We start from the raw sequence: 15,826 nt of genomic DNA, 5'->3' as shown, positions 1-15,826 counted from the left end.
CGCGGGTCGTGAACGGGGGATCACGAAGCTACAAGGCTCGCCAACGTGCGAGGGCCGGGCGACAGCCCAGCCCTTTCATGACGGTAGGCGTCCGGCTTGCGAGCCACTTGCCGTCATTGTGCGTGCGGCGGCCGCTGACCGCCCGCTGGACCGGGCACTCCGGCATAACGGTACGGCACCGGCTGCCGTCCCGGCTGGACGATGAGAAGAGTGCCGGGCGTCTCGGCGTAGAAGGCGGTCTCGACGGCGGCGGCCACGTCCTGGGCGGTGAGCAGGGGGAAGCCCGCGTTGACGAACATCTCCCGCGCCTCGGCCACGAGCGGCGTGTCGGTGAACCCCGGGCAGACCGCGCCGATGCGGATGTTGTCGGCCGCCAGCGGCTCGGCCAGCGCCCTGACCAGCCCCACGACGGCGTGCTTGGTCATCGTGTAGACGGGGTCGCCGGCGAACCCGACGAGCCCGGCCAGCGACGCCGTCACCACGATCGCGCCGCCGCCCGAGCGCTTGAGCAGCGGCAGGCTCGCGCGTACGCCGAAGACCACGCCGTCCACGTTGACCCCGACGACCTCGCGGTAGCGGTCGAGGTCGAAGTTCGCGAGGTCGACCCGGCCGGCGATGCCGGCGTTGAGATGGACCAGGTCGAGCCGGCCGTAGCGGCGCTCGGCCAGCGCCACGGCCTCCAGCGAGGACTCCTCGGCGCTGACGTCGGCGGCCAGCCAGACGCCGTCCACCTCCTTGGCCAGCCGCTCGGCGCCCTCGCCGTCGAGGTCGACGAGAACGCATTTGACGCCGCCCGCCGACAGGCGCCGGGCCACGGCGGCCCCGATGCCGCTCGCCGCTCCGGTGATCAGTGCAACAGTGCTCATGGCGCTCCTAGCGGGGCCGGGCCCGCGGTCGAGGCGGTCAGTGCTGGTCGAGCATGCGGTGCGCGCGGGAGATCAGCGTGGGCACGGCCGCGCCGATGCGATCGAACCCCTCTCCAACGGTCTTACCCTGCCGAAAGCGGGCGTGGATACCCTCCACGATGACCGCGAGCTTGAAGTTCCCGAAAGCCACATAGAACCCAAGGTCGGAAATTTCGCGACCCGACACCTTCGCGTAGTGGCCGGCGAACTCGGCGGCGCTCATGAACCCGGGCGCCACCGTCACGTCACCCGCCACCGGGATCCGCGCCCGCTCCTCGTCACCGCGATCGTGCCAGTACGTCAGCGTGAGCCCCAGATCGGCCAGCGGGTCGCCGAGCGTGGACATCTCCCAGTCCACCACCGCCGCGATCTCCAGGTCACCGAGCCGCAGCAGCGTGTTGTCGAGCCGGTAGTCCCCGTGCACCAGCGTCCCCGCGGCCTCGGCGGGCAGGCGTTCGCGCAGCCGCCGGACCAGCCGGTCGTAGTCCGGCAGGTCGGCCGTCTTCGAGCGCTCCCACTGCTGGCACCACCGGTCGAGCTGCCTGGCCAGGTACCCCTCGGGTCGCCCGAAGTCGGCCAGCCCCACCTCCCGGTAGTCTACGGCGTGGATCTCGGCCAGCACCTCGGCCAGCCGTTCTGACAGCCGCCGGGTCCGCTCGGGCGCCGGGTCGCCGAGTTGCTCCCTCGTCCGTACGGCCGCGCCCGCCACGTACCCCATGAGGTAGAACGGCGCCCCGATCACGTCCTCGTCGTCGCAGAAGGCGACCGGCTCGGGCACCGGCACGGGCGTCGGCGCGAGCGCCGAGATGACCCGCCACTCCCTGCGCATGTCGTGGGCGGTGGGCAGCACGTGACCGAGCGGCGGCCGGCGCAGCACCAGCCGGCGCTCCCCGGCCTCGACCAGGTAGGTCAGGTTGGACCTGCCGCCCGAGATCAGCGAGACGGACCGGGGCTCGCCGGCGTCGGGCACGTTCCGGCCCATCCACGCGACCAGGCGGGGGTGGTCGATGCCAGGTACGGTCATGGACCCACATTAGAACGTCACTCGGTGGCCGGGCGCTAGCTGGCAGTTGTGTAACGTTCCGAAGCCGGGCGGGATAGATGCGGTGAGATCTCTTATCCTGGGAATACCCCTCGCAGCATGCTGGACAGCGAGTGCGTGCCGACAGTGGGAGCTCATGCGCGTCACCCTTGCCCTACCCCGCGAGCTGGGCCGACCAGAGCTGAGTCGTTGGCGTGCCCTGCAAGAGGCCGCCCCCTGCTTCGACAATCCCTTCTTGTCACCAGAATTCACCCTGACGGTGGGTGAGCTACGCGATGTCGTACGAGTCGCCGTCATCCACGACGGCCCGGAGATCGTGGGTTTCTTCCCCTTCGAGCGATACCCCCTGGGCATCGGCAAGCCGGTCGCCGCGGGTCTCACCGACGCGCAGGGGCTGGTGCACGCCCAGGGCGTGGAGATCGACCCGCTACGGCTGATCAAGGACTGCGGGCTGTCGGTGTACGAGTTCGACCATCTGGTGTCCGGCCAGCCGCTGCTCAGCGGGCGGCACGAGCGGCACCCGTCGCCGATCATCGACCTGCGCGACGGCTGGGCGCACTACACCGACGCGCTCAAGCTGCAGTCGGGCAAGACGTACAAGTCGACGCTGGCCAAGTCGCGCAAGCTCCAGCGCGACGCCGGGCCGATCCGCCACGACTACGCCACCACCGACCTGGAGCCCCTGCGCACGCTGCTGGGCTGGAAGACCGACCAGTACCGCCGTACCGGCCGGACCGACAGGTTCGCGCACAAGTGGATCGTCGAGCTGGTCGAGCGGCTGCTGGCCACCCAGTCAGAGAGCTTCGCCGGGGTCCTCGACATGGTCTACGTGGACGGCCGCCCGATGGCCGGACATTTCGGGCTGCGTACGCGGAAGACGTTGGTGGGCTGGTTTCCCGCCTACGATCCCCATTTCGCGAAATACTCCCCCGGCCTCATCCACCACCTCGCGATGGCCGAGCAGGCCGCGGGCTCCGGCATCGAGGTCATCGACATGGGCCGGGGCCAGAAGGAGTACAAGGACAAGCTCAAGACCGGCGAGCTGGAGGTGGCCGAGGGCCGGGTGGCCAGGCTCGGCCCGGCGGCGGGCCTCCACTGGCTGATGCGGGTGCCGGTGCGCAAGACGCGCGCCACGGTGATGGCCAACCCGATCCTCCTCAGGACGGCCGACAAGGCGTTGAAAACCTACGGGCGACTGCGTACTGTCCTACCAGGGTGAAGCACATCGCGGAGCGCACGGGCCGTCACTGCCTGCCGCTCCCCTCCAACCGGCTCGGCCTCTACCTGGCGCTGCGGCACTGGTGCGCGCCTGGCCAGCGGCTGCTCATGTCGCCGGTCTCCGCCGACGAGATCCTCTTCCTCGTGCTGGCGGCCGGGTTGCGCCCGGTGATGGCCCCGCTGTCGCCCCGTGACGGCAACATCGACGCCTCGCGGGTGGACCTCGGCGCGGTCGACGCCGTCCTGACGACCAACCTGTACGGCCTGCCCGACGACGTCACCGCGTTCACCGGGAAGGTGCTCGTCGAGGACGTGGCCCACGCGATGGAGACCGACGTCAGCGGTCGCCCGCTGGGCACCTTCGGCCGGGCGGGGGTGTTCAGCCTGTCCAAGCACCCGGGCGCGGGCTCGGGCGGCGTCCTGGCCGTCGCGGACGAATCAGACCTCAGAGCGCTGACCCGCGCGCGCGACGAGCTGCTGACCCCCGGCTCCCCGCGGTCCGACGTGATGAGCGTGGCCACCTCCATGGCCCGCCACGCGGCGCTCGCGCTCGGCCTCGTCCGTCCCGCGCTCGCGCTCGCCCGCGGCCTCGGCCTGGAGGAGCCGCGCGAGGGCTTCCGCATCGCGCTCGCCGCCGAGCACCTGGGCCGGGCGCTCGGCCAGGCGCCCGCGCTGCCGCCCTTCGACCCCTGGGTACGCGCCGACCTGCACGACTACCGCGCCCGCCGGGGCCGCCTGGTCCGCTGGTACCAGGGCAGGCGCCTGGCCAAGGTGCCCGGCGGCCGGGCGCGGCGGCTGGCGGGCGTGCGCAGCCTGGCCGAGTTGCCCACGGTCGCGCCGGCCGTGCTCGACGACCTGTCGCGGCCGCTCTTCCGGGTGCCGCTGCTGGTGCGCGACCGTGACGCGGCCATCGCCGAGCTGGAGCGGCGCGGCGTCTCCACCGGCTACCTGTACGACCCCCCGTACGACGACTACGCCCCCGGCCTCACCACGCCCTCCCCCGACCCGGGCCCGGCGCGCTGGTGGGCCAGACACGTCCTGCCCGTCGACCCGATGTACGCCGCCCGTTCGCTGCCCGTCCTGCGCCGCCTGGAGCCCCCTACGAGCGGCCCGCGCGGATGAGCCCGGCCAGGATGCGGCAGCCGCGCCGGACGTCGGCCAGCGAGGCGGAGCCGTACCCGATGACCAGGCCGTGCAGGCGCGGGCCGCCGTGGTGGTGGCGCTCGGTGGAGTCGAGCAGGATCCCGCACTCCCCGGCCCGCGCGACCACCGCGGGCACCACGGCCGCTGGCAGCTCGGCCAGGACGTGCAGCCCGGCCGTGTCACCGCGCAGGCGGCAGACGGGACCGAGGATCTCCACGACGGCGGCGCGGCGTCTGGCGTACTCCAGGCGCATGCGGCGCAGGTGCCGGTCGAGGTCGCCCCGTTCCAGCAGCGTCGCCACGGCCTGCTGGACGGGGCCGCTGGTGCGGTCGGCCACCGACCCGCGCAGCCCGGCGATCCTGGCGACCAGCTCGGGCGCGCCCACCAGCCAGCCGACGCCCACGTCGGGGGCGAGGGTCTTGGACAGCGTGCCGAGCAGCACGACCCGCGAGGGGTCGAGGCCGTAGAGCGCGGGCAGCGGGGCGACGTCGTAGCGGAACTCGGCGTCGTAGTCGTCCTCCACGACCATCGCCCCCGTGCGCCTGGCCCAGGCCAGCAGCCGCTCGCGGCGCGGGATCGGCAGCCGGCCGCCCAGCGGGTACTGGTGGGCGGGCGTGGTGTAGAGCAGGCGCAGGTCGCCGGGGAGGCCGTCGACGATCACGCCGTCCTCGTCCACGGGGCACGGCACCACCTCGGCGCCCCTGGCCGCGAGCACCGTACGCGCCACGTGGTAGCCGGGGTCCTCCACCCCCGCCCTGACGCCGGGGCCGAGCAGGGCCAGCGCGCACAGGTCGAGCCCGTTGCCGGTGCCTCGGGTGACCAGGATGTTCTCCGGGCCGACGGCCATGCCTCTGGCGCGTCTGAGATGGTCGGCGAGCAGCGCGCGCAGGCGCGGCAGGCCGTACGGGTCGGGCGAGGCCCCGGGCGGCAGGTCGGCCGCCTTGCGCCACGCGCGCTTCCAGGCGGCGCGGTCGTAGTCGCGCACCCAGGGCGCGCCGGGCGTGAGGTCGATCCGGTCGGCCGGGGGCGGGCCAGGCACGTGGGCGCTCTCCCCGGACGCGGGCGCGGGCACGTGCTCGATGCGCGCCTCCATGTCGGCCACGAACGTCCCTGAGCCGTGCCGCCCGTCCAGCCAGCCCTCCGCGTAGAGCTGCTGGTACGCCTCCGTCACCACGGTCCTGCTCACCGCGAGCTGGACGGCCAGGGCCCGCGTGGACGGCAACCGCTCCCCAGAGGCCAGCGCGCCGTCCATCATGGCGCGGCGCAGCCAGTGGGCGAGCTGGGCGGTGAGCGGCTCGGCCGACTCACGCGACAGGGAGATGGGCAGGTCAACGTGGGTTCTCATGCAAGTGGTCTCTACGAAGGCGCTGATAGTGGCCCTACAGCGTAGGTCCACTACGTCGTTACGGTCGAATCATGCTCTCCACCACTCCCCGCACCACGCTGGGCCGCGAGAAGCAGCGCGGCAGCACCGACAGGAACGACCTCCACGAGGTGCTCGACACCGGTCTGATCTGCCACCTCGGCGTGGTCGTGAACGGCCACCCGATGGTCGTGCCCACCGGCTACGGGCGCATCGGCGAGACCCTCTACCTGCACGGCTCCACCGGCGCGAAGTCGCTGCGGGCGAGTGACGGCGCTGAGGTCTGCGTCACGGTCACGCATCTGGACGGCGTCGTGCTGGCCCGCTCGATCTTCAACCACTCCGTCAACTACCGCTCGGCCATCGTCTACGGCACGGCCCGGCTGGTCACGGACCCGGACGAGCACCTGGAGGGGCTGCGGGCCCTGTCGGAGCGGCTCGCGCCGGGCCAGTGGGACTACGCGCGCCATCCCTCCCGCAAGGAGTTGGCCGCCACGGCCGTGCTGGCGCTGTCGCTGGAGGAGGCGTCGGTCAAGATCCGGCGCGGCGGGCCGAAGGACGAGCCGGCGGACTATGACCTTCCGGTATGGGCCGGGGTGCTGCCCCTGGTCACGTCGTGGGGCGAACCCGAGCCGGATTCGGTACTCCCAGAAGGTATCGGCGCACCTGTTCACATCCTCCATCGGGAGTAGTTCCATGAATCCGGAACCACCTGGCAAACCCGGCTCCTAGATCACGCGTCTCATCAGGTGGGCCGGCTCCTGATGGGAGAGGCATATGGAGTGGAGCGCTCCCGGTTACACAGAGATCAAGCAGCTCGGCGCGGGCGGCGGCGGGCGCGTCGCGCTGGCCGTGCACGACGAGACCGGGCTCGAGGTCGCGATCAAGTACCTGTCCGCGCACCTGCTGCGCGACCCCGCGGCCCTGGCGCGGTTCCGGTCGGAGGCCCGGCTGCTGACCACGCTGCGCGACCCCAACATCGCCACGATGTGGGAGTACATCCAGGACGTCGGCGGCGCCGCCATCGTGATGGAGCTGGTCAACGGCGTCTCGTTACGCGCGCTGTTACGCGAGAACGGCACGACCGAGCCGGAGGCGGCGCTGGTCGTGCTGAAGGGCTCGCTGCTGGGCCTGGCCAAGGCCCACGCGCTCGGGCTGGTGCACCGTGACTACAAGCCGGAGAACGTGCTCGTCCGCGACGACGGGGTCAGCAAGCTGGTCGACTTCGGCATCGCGGTGCGCCAGGGCACGGCCGCCCATCCGGAGGGCACGCCGCCGTACATGGCGCCGGAGCTGTGGGAGGGGCGGCCCGCCTCGCCCGCCACCGACGTGTACGCGGCCACGGCCGTGTTCTTCGAGTGCCTGACCGGGCACCGGCCCTACCGGTCGACCGAGCCGGGCGTCCTGGGCTACCAGCACGTGCACGCACCGGTGCCCGTCCACGACGCGCCCGAGCCCGTCCGCGAGCTGGTGCGGCGCGGGCTGGCCAAGGAGCCGGGGCTGCGGCCGGCCGGGGCGCTGGAGTTCGTGGCGGAGCTGGAGGCCGTGGCGCGGGCGGCGTACGGGGACGACTGGGAGGAGCGGGGCAAGCGGCGGCTGGCCGCGCTCGTGGCCCTGCTCGCCCTGCTGCTGCCGCGGGCCCAGCAGCCGCCTCCCGAGGCGGCCACGTCACTGGCCAGGACGGTCTTCAGGAGCATGCGCGCCAACGTGCGGCGGCTGGCGATGGGCGGCGCGGTGGCCGCGGCGGCGACCGTGGCGGTGGCGGTCGTGCTGGTCAGCAGGCAGCCGCCGCAGGAGCAGGCGGTGGGCGCGGCGGCGGCCGTACCGCCGAGCGAGGTCACCACGGCGCCGGTCTCCGGCCCGCCGGACACGTCCGTCACCCCCGAGCCCACGGACGACTCGACGGAGGACGCGCCAGATCCGGATCCCACGCCGCAGGTCGTGCCGCAGGACACGCCCGAGACGCCCGAACCGAGCCTCACGGACTCGCGGCCTCCGTCCCCGTCGGCCACCGTCTCCTCGACCCGCACGCCCGCCCTTACCCGCACGCCCACCCCGACGCCCACGCGGGCCGTCACGGACGAGCCGCCGCCACCGGTCACCTCGGTGCTGGCGGTGAGCGTGGGCGAGATCACGATCGACGCGGACGCGGTCGCCTCCGCCCCGCTCACCCTCCGGGCGAACGGCACCGGCGCCGTGACCGCCACCGCCGCCTGGACGGCCTCCGGCGAGGACGGCCGCACCCAGCGCGTACACCTGAGCGGCGCCAGGAGCTACACCCGCACGCTCACCTGGCCGATGGGCGAACGCCCGTGCGGCAGGACGGTCACGCTGACCGTCACCACCTCCCCCGCGCCCGCCGGCGGCCCCAGGACGGCCTCGCTGTCCGTGCCGCCCTGCCCGGTCACGGTGCGCGGACTGAGCGTGGACCTCGGCCTGGCCGAGGCGCCCGGCCGCACCGCCACGGCCCGGGTCGAGCTCACCGCGAGCGGCACCGGGGAGATCCCGGTGCAGGCCACGTTCTCGGTCGACGGTGAGGCGGTCGGCACGCGTACCGCGAGCCTGTCGGGCCGGACCTCCTACAGCGAGACGTTCACCCACGCCTTCAGGTCCCGGCCGTGCGGCGCGACGCTGTCGGTGCGGGTGCGCGCGGGTGACAGGACCGACACCGCGCGCACCTCGGTGCCCTGCCCGCCGCAGGTGCGGCAGGTGGCGATCGTCGAGGCGGGCGCGGGCGCCGCGATCAACGCGCAGGTACGGGTCACCACGGCGAACACCCAGCCGGTACGCCTCACCGTCAGGTTCGCCGCCGGCGAGGGCGGGGACACGCAGACGGTCACCCTGTCGGGCCGGACCTCCTACAGCCGGAGCTTCACCTACCAGGGGAAGGTGCCGTGCGGTACGAGGTGGTCGGTGACGGCCGCGACCGACCCGGCGGCGGACGGCGGGAGCGACAGCCGCGGCGGCGTCACTCCGGCCTGCCCCGAGGAGCCCGGGGAGGAGGAACCGCCCACGGAGACCCCGCGCCCGGCCTCGAGGACCGACGACTCGCCAAGCCCCGCAGAGTGACATTTAACCGCTTGTGTGGATATCGGTAGCGGGAAAGCGGTGCCTTCCGGTTAAGCTACGGCCGGTTGATGCGGGTGGGGCCCAACAAACTCCGGAGGAAACCGTTATGTACGGTGATGGGCCATGGGGGGTCCCCGGCTACACCGAGATACGCGAGCTGGGCTCGGGTGCGGCCGGTAGGGTGGTCCTGGCCAGGCGCGACTACGACGGCGTCGAGGTGGCCATCAAATACCTCAGCGACGAGCTGAGGTCCGACGTCGGGTTCGTGGCCCGGTTCCGGCACGAGGCGCGGTTGCTGGCCACGTTGCAGAGCGCGTACCACGCCCGGCTGATCGACTACGTCGAGTCCGGGCCGGGCGCGGCGATCATCATGGAGCTGATCAACGGGGTCTCGCTGCGCGAGCTGCTGCGCTCCAAGGGGCCCACCGGCCCGGAGGCGGCGCTGACCGTGCTCAAGGGCTCGCTCAAGGGCCTGGCCTCGGCCCACGCGATCGGCGTCGTGCACCGCGACTTCAAGCCCGAGAACGTCATGGTCCAGGGCGACGGCACCAGCAAGCTCGTGGACTTCGGCATCGCGGTCAGGACCGGCGAGGGCGCGAGCGGCGCGGGGACGCCGCCGTACATGGCGCCCGAGCAGTGGTCGGGCAGGGCGGCGGGCCCCGCGACCGACGTGTACGCGGCCACCGTCGTGTTCTTCGAGTGCCTGACGGGCAGCCGGCCCTACCGGGCGACGAACCTCGCGGCCCTGGCCCACCAGCACCAGAGCGCGCCCCCGCCGCTCGAGGAGATCCCGGAGCCGCTGCGGAGCCTGGTCGAGCGCGGCCTGGCCAAGAACCCCGCCGTACGCCCGCCGTCGGCGGAGGCGTTCCTGACCGAACTGGAGGCCATCGCGGCCCGTGCTTACGGGCCGGACTGGGAGCAGCGCGGCCGTCGCCGCCTGGCCGCGCTCGCGGGCATGCTGGTGCTGCTGTTCCCGACCACGCTCGACGAACCGGCGGAGACCGAGACCTCGCTCGCCGAGACCCGCTTCCGCGTGCCGTCGCGCAGCATCCTGAGCAGGCTGCCCGCCAAGATCGCCGTCGGTGTGGTCGGCGCCTGCGTGCTGGTCGCGACCGTGGCGATCCTGGTCAGCGCGGGCTCGGCCGAGCCCGTCCTGCAGGCGCAGACGAGCCAGGTCACGCCGACCACGGCGGAGGCCGCCACCCCCGAGCCCGCCGACACCGACGAACCGCCGCCCACGCTGGACGAGGCGACGCCGGAGGAGACGGGCCCCCAGGAGAACACCCCGACGCCCACCCCGACGGCCACGGCGGGCGACACGCTCCCGCCGGTCCGGCCGACCGCGACCCCGAGCGCCACCGGCACGCCCACGCCCACCCCGGCACGGACACCGCCCAGGACCAGGAAGCCCGCGCCGACCAGGACGCCGACCCCGTCGCCGTCCACCGAGCCCACGCTGAGCGGCAACGTCGACCGGCCCGATGGCGACCGGCCGCCGTCCACCCCCGCCCCGTCGCCCACGCGCACGTCCCGGCCGCCGGAGCCGTCCCCGACGCAGTCCACCAGCACGCCCCCGCAGAGCCCCACCGCCGAGCAGCCGACCGGCGGGAGCGGGGACCCGTCGCCGCAGCAGCCCCGGGTGGAGCCCGCCGAACGGACGGTGACCGCGCTGCTCGGGCTGGGCCTGGTGACGACGGGCGCGATTCCGGTCACACTTGCGGTGAAACGCCGTACGGCGGGACGCCACAGAAGAAAGCGCTAGACGCGCCGGGGGGCGACGGCGATGAACAACCCTGCGAGCGGTGTCGCCGGATTCCGGCTCACCGAACACACCTGGATGACCGAACTCGGCAACTGGATCGACGCCATCTCGCCCGACGGCCGCAGGGCCGGGGCGCTGCTGTTCGATCCCAAGATCATCGGCTTACCCGGCGTCCGCGACCGGGTCGTGCAGGCCGTCATGACCGACCAGCGGCTGGTGCTGGGCGGGCTGACCGGGCTGATCCCGGTGGCGGACGTGGTCGCCGCGGGCGACCAGGTGTGGCTGCTCACCGCGCAGGCGGTCAGCCCCACCCTGGCCGACCTGCTCGCGGCCGGGCCGATCGACCCGAACGGGGCCGCCTCCTCCCTGGTGGAGACCGCCCAGACCCTGCAGGCGCTGCACGCCGCCGGGGTCACGCACGGCTCGGTGCACCCGGGCACGGTGGTGATCACGGCGGAGGGCGTCTCGCTGCTGTCGGAACGCGGCCTGGCCGACGCCATCCGCGCCCAGGTGTCGCCGCGCGAGCGGGACGCGGCCGGGTGGGCGTCGCTGGCCCGCGGCCTGGCCGCCTCCTTCGGGCGGAGCGCTCCCGAGGTGGCCGAACTGTTCGAACGGGTCGCCTCCGCCGCCACCACGCTGGGCCTGGGCCCGGCCAGGGACCTGCTGGTCAACGAGCGGGGCAGGCTGCCCGGCGGCCGGATCACCAGGGAGGGGCTGGCCAGGGCGGCGCGCGGCCGGTCGGCCTTCGCGCAGCCGCCGCCGTACGCGGGGCCGCAGGGCGGGGCCGACGACGGGGCCGGCGACGAGGGCGACATCGTCACGCTCCTGCACGTGCCCGGCGGCACGGCGGGTCCCGTCCACTTCGGGCCCGGGGTCGGCACCCACCCGGACGCCCCTGCCGGAACCCGTCCAGGACAGGACCTCGGCACGCGGGCGCAGCGGCCCGAGACCCCGGCCGAGCAGATCTGGCGGGCCGGACGCGACCAGACGTCCGCGCCGCACCGGTCCGGCGGGCGCGCGACCCGGGCCGCGCGACGGCGGACGATCCTGTCCACGGCCGTCTTCGCGGTGATCATGGCGGGGGCGGTGCTGGCCTGGTTCACGCTGGGCGACGTGCCGGACCTGGAGGTCAGGTCGATCGACGTGGTCGCGCCGAAGAAGACCCAGGGCTGCGACAGCGCGGTCGTGATCACGGCCACGGTCATCACCAACGGGGCACCGGGCGAGATCACCTACGAATGGCGTAAAAACTTGGACAAGGAAATCGTGCGGGGCGCGTTGCGCACGACGTCCGGCCAGACGTCGTACGCCGTGCCGCTGCGGTGGACCCTGCGCGGGAAGAGCGACGTCAAGGCCACCGCCACGCTCCGGATCCTCTCCCCGGGGCCGGAGCGCGCCGACAAGGCGACGTTCACGTACAGGTGTTGATCATCACGCGCCCATGCATCTCTCAGCTCTTCTTACTAATCTGGCGAACATGACCACGCAGACCCCCGCGGGCTGGTATCCGGACCCCTACGGCGAGCCGCAGCTCCGCTGGTGGGACGGCAACCAGTGGACCGACGCCACTCACGCCCAGGAGCCGGGGCCGGCCCAGCCCCAGCCGTCCTCCGGACCCCAGCCTCAGCCCCCGTTCTCCGCGCAGCCGAACTCCCAGCCCCAGTTCCAGCCCTCGCCCCAACAGCCCCCGTCGCAGCCGAACCTCCAGCCCGACCCCCAGCAGCCGCAGCCGCAGTCGCAGCCGGGCCCCGGCTGGTCGGCGACGCCCGCCAACCCCACCCTCCAGTTCGGCTCGCCCACGGCCGGGCAGGGCGCGTACGGCGCCCCCACGGCCACCCCGCCCACCCAGCAGTCGCCCCAGCAGTCACCGCAGTGGGGCGGCACGCCGTTGCCCGGACCCGGCGGCCCTGGCGGTCCCGTGGGCCCCGGCTACGGACCGCCGCCGCGCAAGCAGGGCAACCCGATGCCGTGGGTGTTCGGCGGGCTGGCGGCGCTGGTCGTGGTCGCGCTGATCGTGGTGGCCGGGATCTTCCTCATCAACCGCGACAGCACGCCGACCGCCGCGCCGCCGACGCCGTCCGACAGGTACGAGCCGCGGCAGCCGCCCACCGAGGAGCCGCCGCCCCAGCAGCCGCTGCCCAACCAGGGCGGCGAACTCCCGCAGCCGTCGGGCGAGCGGGTGAGCGACGAGCGGGCCGGCGTCTCGTTCCAGGTGCCGGAGGACTGGAAGGTGCCGCCGTTCAACGAGGTCAACAACGGCAACCCGACCACGCAGCAGTGGACGGCCGGGGTGACGGCCGTCTCGCAGGAGAAGTACGACGGCGAGTCCGACTGGATCGGCAACGTCTTCACGGGGCAGCTCAACGAGCTCTACCCCTACTCCGGCGCCTCGGGCCTGGGTGACACCGCCAAGGCCGTCTTCGTGGACTTCACCACCCGCTACTACGCGCTGGCCCACGAGAGCAAGGTCGTGGCGGACAAGGCCATGAAGATCGGCGACCGGGACGCGTGGGTGTTGCAGTTCGAGCTCGACTTCACCAAGATCTCCGAGGAGCAGGGCTTCAAGTGGAAGAAGGAGAACGGGGCGATCGTGCTCATGGACCGCGGTGCGGGCCAGAGCCCGGCCATCGTCTACGTCTCCGTTCCCGACAATCTGGGGACCGACGTGGTGAGCCAGGTCATCGACTCGCTCAAGCCCGCCTGATCGGTGGCACTAGGCTGGTGGGGTACAAGCGGGCGGATCGCTCCGAGCCGCTGGGCGAGGAGATCGTATGAGTGACTTGATGGTCTGGATCGACTGCGAGATGACCGGGCTCGACCTGAGTCGCGACGCGCTGGTCGAGGTGGCGTGCGTCATCACCGACAGCGAGCTCAACCAACTGGACGAGGGTGTCGACGTGGTCATCAAGCCGCCCCCCGAGTCGCTGGAGCAGATGTCGCAGGTCGTACGCGAGATGCACACCGCCTCCGGCCTGTTGCCGGAGTTGGCGGGCGGGGTGACGCTGGCGGAGGCGGAGTCGCTCGTGTTCGACTACATCCGGCGGCACGTGCCCGAGCCGAAGAAGGCGCCGCTGTGCGGCAACTCGATCGGCACCGACCGCACGTTCATCGCGCGCGACATGCCCGGGGTCGATGGCTATTTGCACTACCGGATGATCGACGTTTCGTCGATCAAGGAACTGGTGCGCCGGTGGTATCCCCGGGTCTACTTCGCCGCGCCGGAAAAGCAGGGCGGACACCGTGCTCTGGCGGACATCACGGAGAGCATCAGGGAGTTGCGCTACTACCGCGCGGCCGTCTTCGTGGGCCAGCCCGGGCCCGACTCGACGACCGCGCGAGCACTCGCGGAGCGTGTCAGCGGCTAAAAGAGTGGCGAAAAGACTCCCGATCCCCGCTACACTTTTCCTGTGCCGCCACGATAACGGGTGGCCATGGTGGGTGTAGCTCAGTTGGCAGAGCGCCAGGTTGTGGTCCTGGATGTCGAGGGTTCAAGTCCCTTCACTCACCCCAGTGCACGGCCGGTCCTTCGGGACCGGCCGTTGGCGTTTTTTCCGGCAACGGCCCCAAAACATGACAATGCGGGTTATGCTCGCTGTCTACCGCTAACGCCGGAAGCACGGGGGCCATCGGCGACGATCTGACCGTCTGCGCGCCCCCGGAGGCCGGATGAGAGTCGACGACGCAGCGTTCGAGAGCGTGTTCACCTCCTTGAGCAAACGCGAGGCCGAGGTCATGGACCTGATCGCGACAGGCCAGTCCAACGGGCAGATCGCCCAGCGGCTGTTCCTCAGCGAGAAAACGGTCAAGAACCACGTCAACCGCATCTACGCCAAGCTCGGCGTCGACTCCCGGGTCACGGCCATCGGGCTGTGGCAGTCACGCCAGGAGTAGGCGCCTCGGACAGCGGCCTTCTCGTCTCCCCCAGCGGCGGGAAGGCCCTTCGGCATGCCGCCAGGCAGGGCCCCGGCGCACTCCCGGTCGAATGGTTTGGCAGACGTTGGATGCGGTGTTGGCATCCATGACGTGCGCGAAGGGGAAAGGACCTGAGGGGGAGGACGGAGGACCAGGTCATGGGCAGGAAGCCGCGGGTCGTGGTCGTGGGTGCGGGGTTCGCCGGGCTGGCCGCGACGCGGGAGCTGGCCAGGCACGGCGCGCTGGTGACGCTCGTCGACCGCAACGCGTACGCGACCTTCCAACCCCTCCTCTACCAGGTGGCCACGGCCGGGATGGGCTCGTCGGACGTCTCCTACCCGGTCAGGGCCTTCGCCGCCCGGTGGCCCAGCGTACGGGCGCGGCGGGCCGCGCTGAGCAAGGTGCACGCCGGCGAGCGCCGGGTGGAGTTCGAGGACGGCACCGCGCTCGGCTACGACTACCTGGTGCTGGCCACCGGCGTCACCACCAACTGGCTGAACGTGACGGGCGCACGGGAGAACGCGCTGCCGATCTACTCGCTCGGCGACGCCGCCAGGCTGCGGCGGCGGATGCAGGACTACCTGGAGGACACCGCCGCCGGGCGGCGCCGGAGCATGCACGTCGTGGTGGTGGGCGGCGGGGCGACCGGGGTGGAGATGGCCGGCACGCTGGCCGAGCTGCGCCGGTACACGATCCCGCTGACCCATCCCGAGGTGCGGCCCGACCAGACGAGCGTGACGCTGGTTGAGCGGTTCGGCTTCGTGCTGGCGCCGTACCGGCCGCGGCTGCGGGACTCGGCGGCCGACGCGCTCCGCAGGCGCGGGGTGGAGCTGCGGCTGGGCGCCACCGTGGCCGCCGTGGAGCCCGACGCGGTGCTGCTGGCGGACGGGACTCGGGTGCCGAGCGACCTGACCGTGTGGGCGCTGGGCGTCACCGCTCCCCCGGAGGCGAGTGCCTGGGGCCTGCCGCAGGGCAAGGGCGGGCGGATCACGCTCACCGAGGCGCTGAACGTGCCCGAGCATCCCGAGATCTTCGTGGTCGGCGACCTGGCCGGGCCGCCCCGTCCGCTGCCGCAGCTCGCGCAGCCGGCGATCCAGATGGGCGAGCACGCCGCCCGGCAGATCGCCGCGGCGGCACGGGGGCGGGCGGCGCGGCCCTTCTCCTACCGTGATCCGGGGATCATGGCGAGCGTCGGCCGGGCCGAGGCCGTGTTGCAGCTCGCCAACGGGCTGACGATGCGCGGGCTGCCCGCCTGGCTGCTGTGGATCTTCGTGCACGTGGCGCACCTGCTGGGCGGGCGCAACCGGATGAGCGTGCTGCTCAACTTCTTCTGGCGTTACGCCGGGCCCCACCGCAGCAGGGCCAGCGTCACGCAGTAGTCCTCCAGTGTCTTCCAGGGCCGCTCTACAGGG

General features: G+C 72.7%; 13 protein-coding genes and 1 tRNA gene. 11 read left to right on the top strand and 3 right to left on the bottom strand.

From position 1 onward, the window contains the following. Positions 1–113 precede the first annotated feature (113 nt). On the bottom strand, positions 114–866 hold the full coding sequence (locus ACZ6S0_RS19185; RefSeq protein ID WP_465919083.1) for an SDR family oxidoreductase: 753 nt from the start codon (positions 864–866) through the stop codon (positions 114–116). Positions 867–903: 37 nt separating this feature from the next. Then, positions 904–1,929, bottom strand: coding sequence for a phosphotransferase family protein (locus ACZ6S0_RS19180; RefSeq protein ID WP_465919079.1), 1,026 nt, complete (start codon positions 1,927–1,929; stop codon positions 904–906). 253 nt (positions 1,930–2,182) lie between these two features. On the opposite strand from ACZ6S0_RS19180, the gene ACZ6S0_RS19175 reads away from it, so the two are divergent. Together ACZ6S0_RS19175 and ACZ6S0_RS19170 are read left to right on the top strand one after the other, a co-directional pair. Further along, the gene (locus tag ACZ6S0_RS19175) at positions 2,183–3,166 is read left to right on the top strand and encodes a GNAT family N-acetyltransferase (RefSeq protein ID WP_465919076.1); all 984 of its coding nucleotides are present in this window, start codon (positions 2,183–2,185) and stop codon (positions 3,164–3,166) included. Further along, positions 3,163–4,287, top strand: coding sequence for a DegT/DnrJ/EryC1/StrS family aminotransferase (locus ACZ6S0_RS19170; RefSeq protein ID WP_465919073.1), 1,125 nt, complete (start codon positions 3,163–3,165; stop codon positions 4,285–4,287). The genes ACZ6S0_RS19175 and ACZ6S0_RS19170 overlap by 4 nt, the downstream gene beginning before the upstream one ends. On the opposite strand, the gene pdxR is transcribed toward ACZ6S0_RS19170, so the two are convergent. Continuing rightward, the gene (gene pdxR / locus ACZ6S0_RS19165; protein WP_465919070.1) at positions 4,265–5,653 is read right to left on the bottom strand and encodes a MocR-like pyridoxine biosynthesis transcription factor PdxR; all 1,389 of its coding nucleotides are present in this window, start codon (positions 5,651–5,653) and stop codon (positions 4,265–4,267) included. The two genes, ACZ6S0_RS19170 and pdxR, sit on opposite strands and share 23 nt — an antisense overlap. Before the next feature lie 71 nt (positions 5,654–5,724). Here pdxR and ACZ6S0_RS19160 point away from each other — a divergent pair, with 71 nt between their 5' ends. The 9 genes from ACZ6S0_RS19160 to ACZ6S0_RS19120 all read left to right on the top strand — a co-directional run bounded on the left by ACZ6S0_RS19160 (position 5,725) and on the right by ACZ6S0_RS19120 (position 15,793). After that, entirely contained in the window at positions 5,725–6,363 is a 639-nt protein-coding gene (locus tag ACZ6S0_RS19160; protein ID WP_465919068.1) for a pyridoxamine 5'-phosphate oxidase family protein, read from the top strand. Between the two features lie 85 nt (positions 6,364–6,448). After that, on the top strand, positions 6,449–8,740 hold the full coding sequence (locus tag ACZ6S0_RS19155; RefSeq protein ID WP_465919065.1) for a serine/threonine-protein kinase: 2,292 nt from the start codon (positions 6,449–6,451) through the stop codon (positions 8,738–8,740). 106 nt (positions 8,741–8,846) lie between these two features. Then, on the top strand, positions 8,847–10,502 hold the full coding sequence (locus ACZ6S0_RS19150) for a serine/threonine-protein kinase (RefSeq protein ID WP_465919063.1): 1,656 nt from the start codon (positions 8,847–8,849) through the stop codon (positions 10,500–10,502). Between the two features lie 21 nt (positions 10,503–10,523). After that, complete coding sequence (locus ACZ6S0_RS19145) at positions 10,524–11,930, top strand: hypothetical protein (RefSeq protein ID WP_465919062.1); 1,407 nt, start codon at positions 10,524–10,526, stop codon at positions 11,928–11,930. A gap of 49 nt (positions 11,931–11,979) precedes the next feature. Further along, entirely contained in the window at positions 11,980–13,206 is a 1,227-nt protein-coding gene (locus ACZ6S0_RS19140; protein WP_465919060.1) for a DUF2510 domain-containing protein, read from the top strand. Positions 13,207–13,273: 67 nt separating this feature from the next. Further along, a complete protein-coding gene (gene orn / locus ACZ6S0_RS19135; RefSeq protein ID WP_465919057.1) occupies positions 13,274–13,867 on the top strand; it encodes an oligoribonuclease in 594 nt (197 codons plus the stop codon). Positions 13,868–13,936: 69 nt separating this feature from the next. Then, positions 13,937–14,012, top strand: a tRNA-His gene (locus tag ACZ6S0_RS19130). A gap of 156 nt (positions 14,013–14,168) precedes the next feature. Continuing rightward, positions 14,169–14,393, top strand: coding sequence for a helix-turn-helix domain-containing protein (locus ACZ6S0_RS19125; RefSeq protein WP_344877956.1), 225 nt, complete (start codon positions 14,169–14,171; stop codon positions 14,391–14,393). Between the two features lie 179 nt (positions 14,394–14,572). Further along, complete coding sequence (locus ACZ6S0_RS19120; protein ID WP_465919051.1) at positions 14,573–15,793, top strand: NAD(P)/FAD-dependent oxidoreductase; 1,221 nt, start codon at positions 14,573–14,575, stop codon at positions 15,791–15,793. The last annotated feature ends 33 nt before the right edge of the window (positions 15,794–15,826 follow it).

It is taken from the genome of Nonomuraea sp. NPDC051298, from assembly GCF_055586305.1.
This window is presented reverse-complemented; position numbering and strand designations above follow the sequence as displayed.

What these genes read in the sequence shown, in the direction of transcription:
- ACZ6S0_RS19160 (WP_465919068.1), top strand. Translation starts at nt 5,725, where the DNA reads ATGCTCTCCACCACTCCCCGCACCACGCTGGGCCGCGAGAAGCAGCGC.
- ACZ6S0_RS19125 (WP_344877956.1), top strand. Translation starts at nt 14,169, where the DNA reads ATGAGAGTCGACGACGCAGCGTTCGAGAGCGTGTTCACCTCCTTGAGC.
- ACZ6S0_RS19150 (WP_465919063.1), top strand. Translation starts at nt 8,847, where the DNA reads ATGTACGGTGATGGGCCATGGGGGGTCCCCGGCTACACCGAGATACGC.
- ACZ6S0_RS19120 (WP_465919051.1), top strand. Translation starts at nt 14,573, where the DNA reads ATGGGCAGGAAGCCGCGGGTCGTGGTCGTGGGTGCGGGGTTCGCCGGG.
- ACZ6S0_RS19180 (WP_465919079.1), bottom strand. Translation starts at nt 1,929, where the DNA reads ATGACCGTACCTGGCATCGACCACCCCCGCCTGGTCGCGTGGATGGGC.
- ACZ6S0_RS19185 (WP_465919083.1), bottom strand. Translation starts at nt 866, where the DNA reads ATGAGCACTGTTGCACTGATCACCGGAGCGGCGAGCGGCATCGGGGCC.
- ACZ6S0_RS19140 (WP_465919060.1), top strand. Translation starts at nt 11,980, where the DNA reads ATGACCACGCAGACCCCCGCGGGCTGGTATCCGGACCCCTACGGCGAG.
- pdxR (WP_465919070.1), bottom strand. Translation starts at nt 5,653, where the DNA reads ATGAGAACCCACGTTGACCTGCCCATCTCCCTGTCGCGTGAGTCGGCC.
- ACZ6S0_RS19155 (WP_465919065.1), top strand. Translation starts at nt 6,449, where the DNA reads ATGGAGTGGAGCGCTCCCGGTTACACAGAGATCAAGCAGCTCGGCGCG.
- ACZ6S0_RS19145 (WP_465919062.1), top strand. Translation starts at nt 10,524, where the DNA reads ATGAACAACCCTGCGAGCGGTGTCGCCGGATTCCGGCTCACCGAACAC.
- orn (WP_465919057.1), top strand. Translation starts at nt 13,274, where the DNA reads ATGAGTGACTTGATGGTCTGGATCGACTGCGAGATGACCGGGCTCGAC.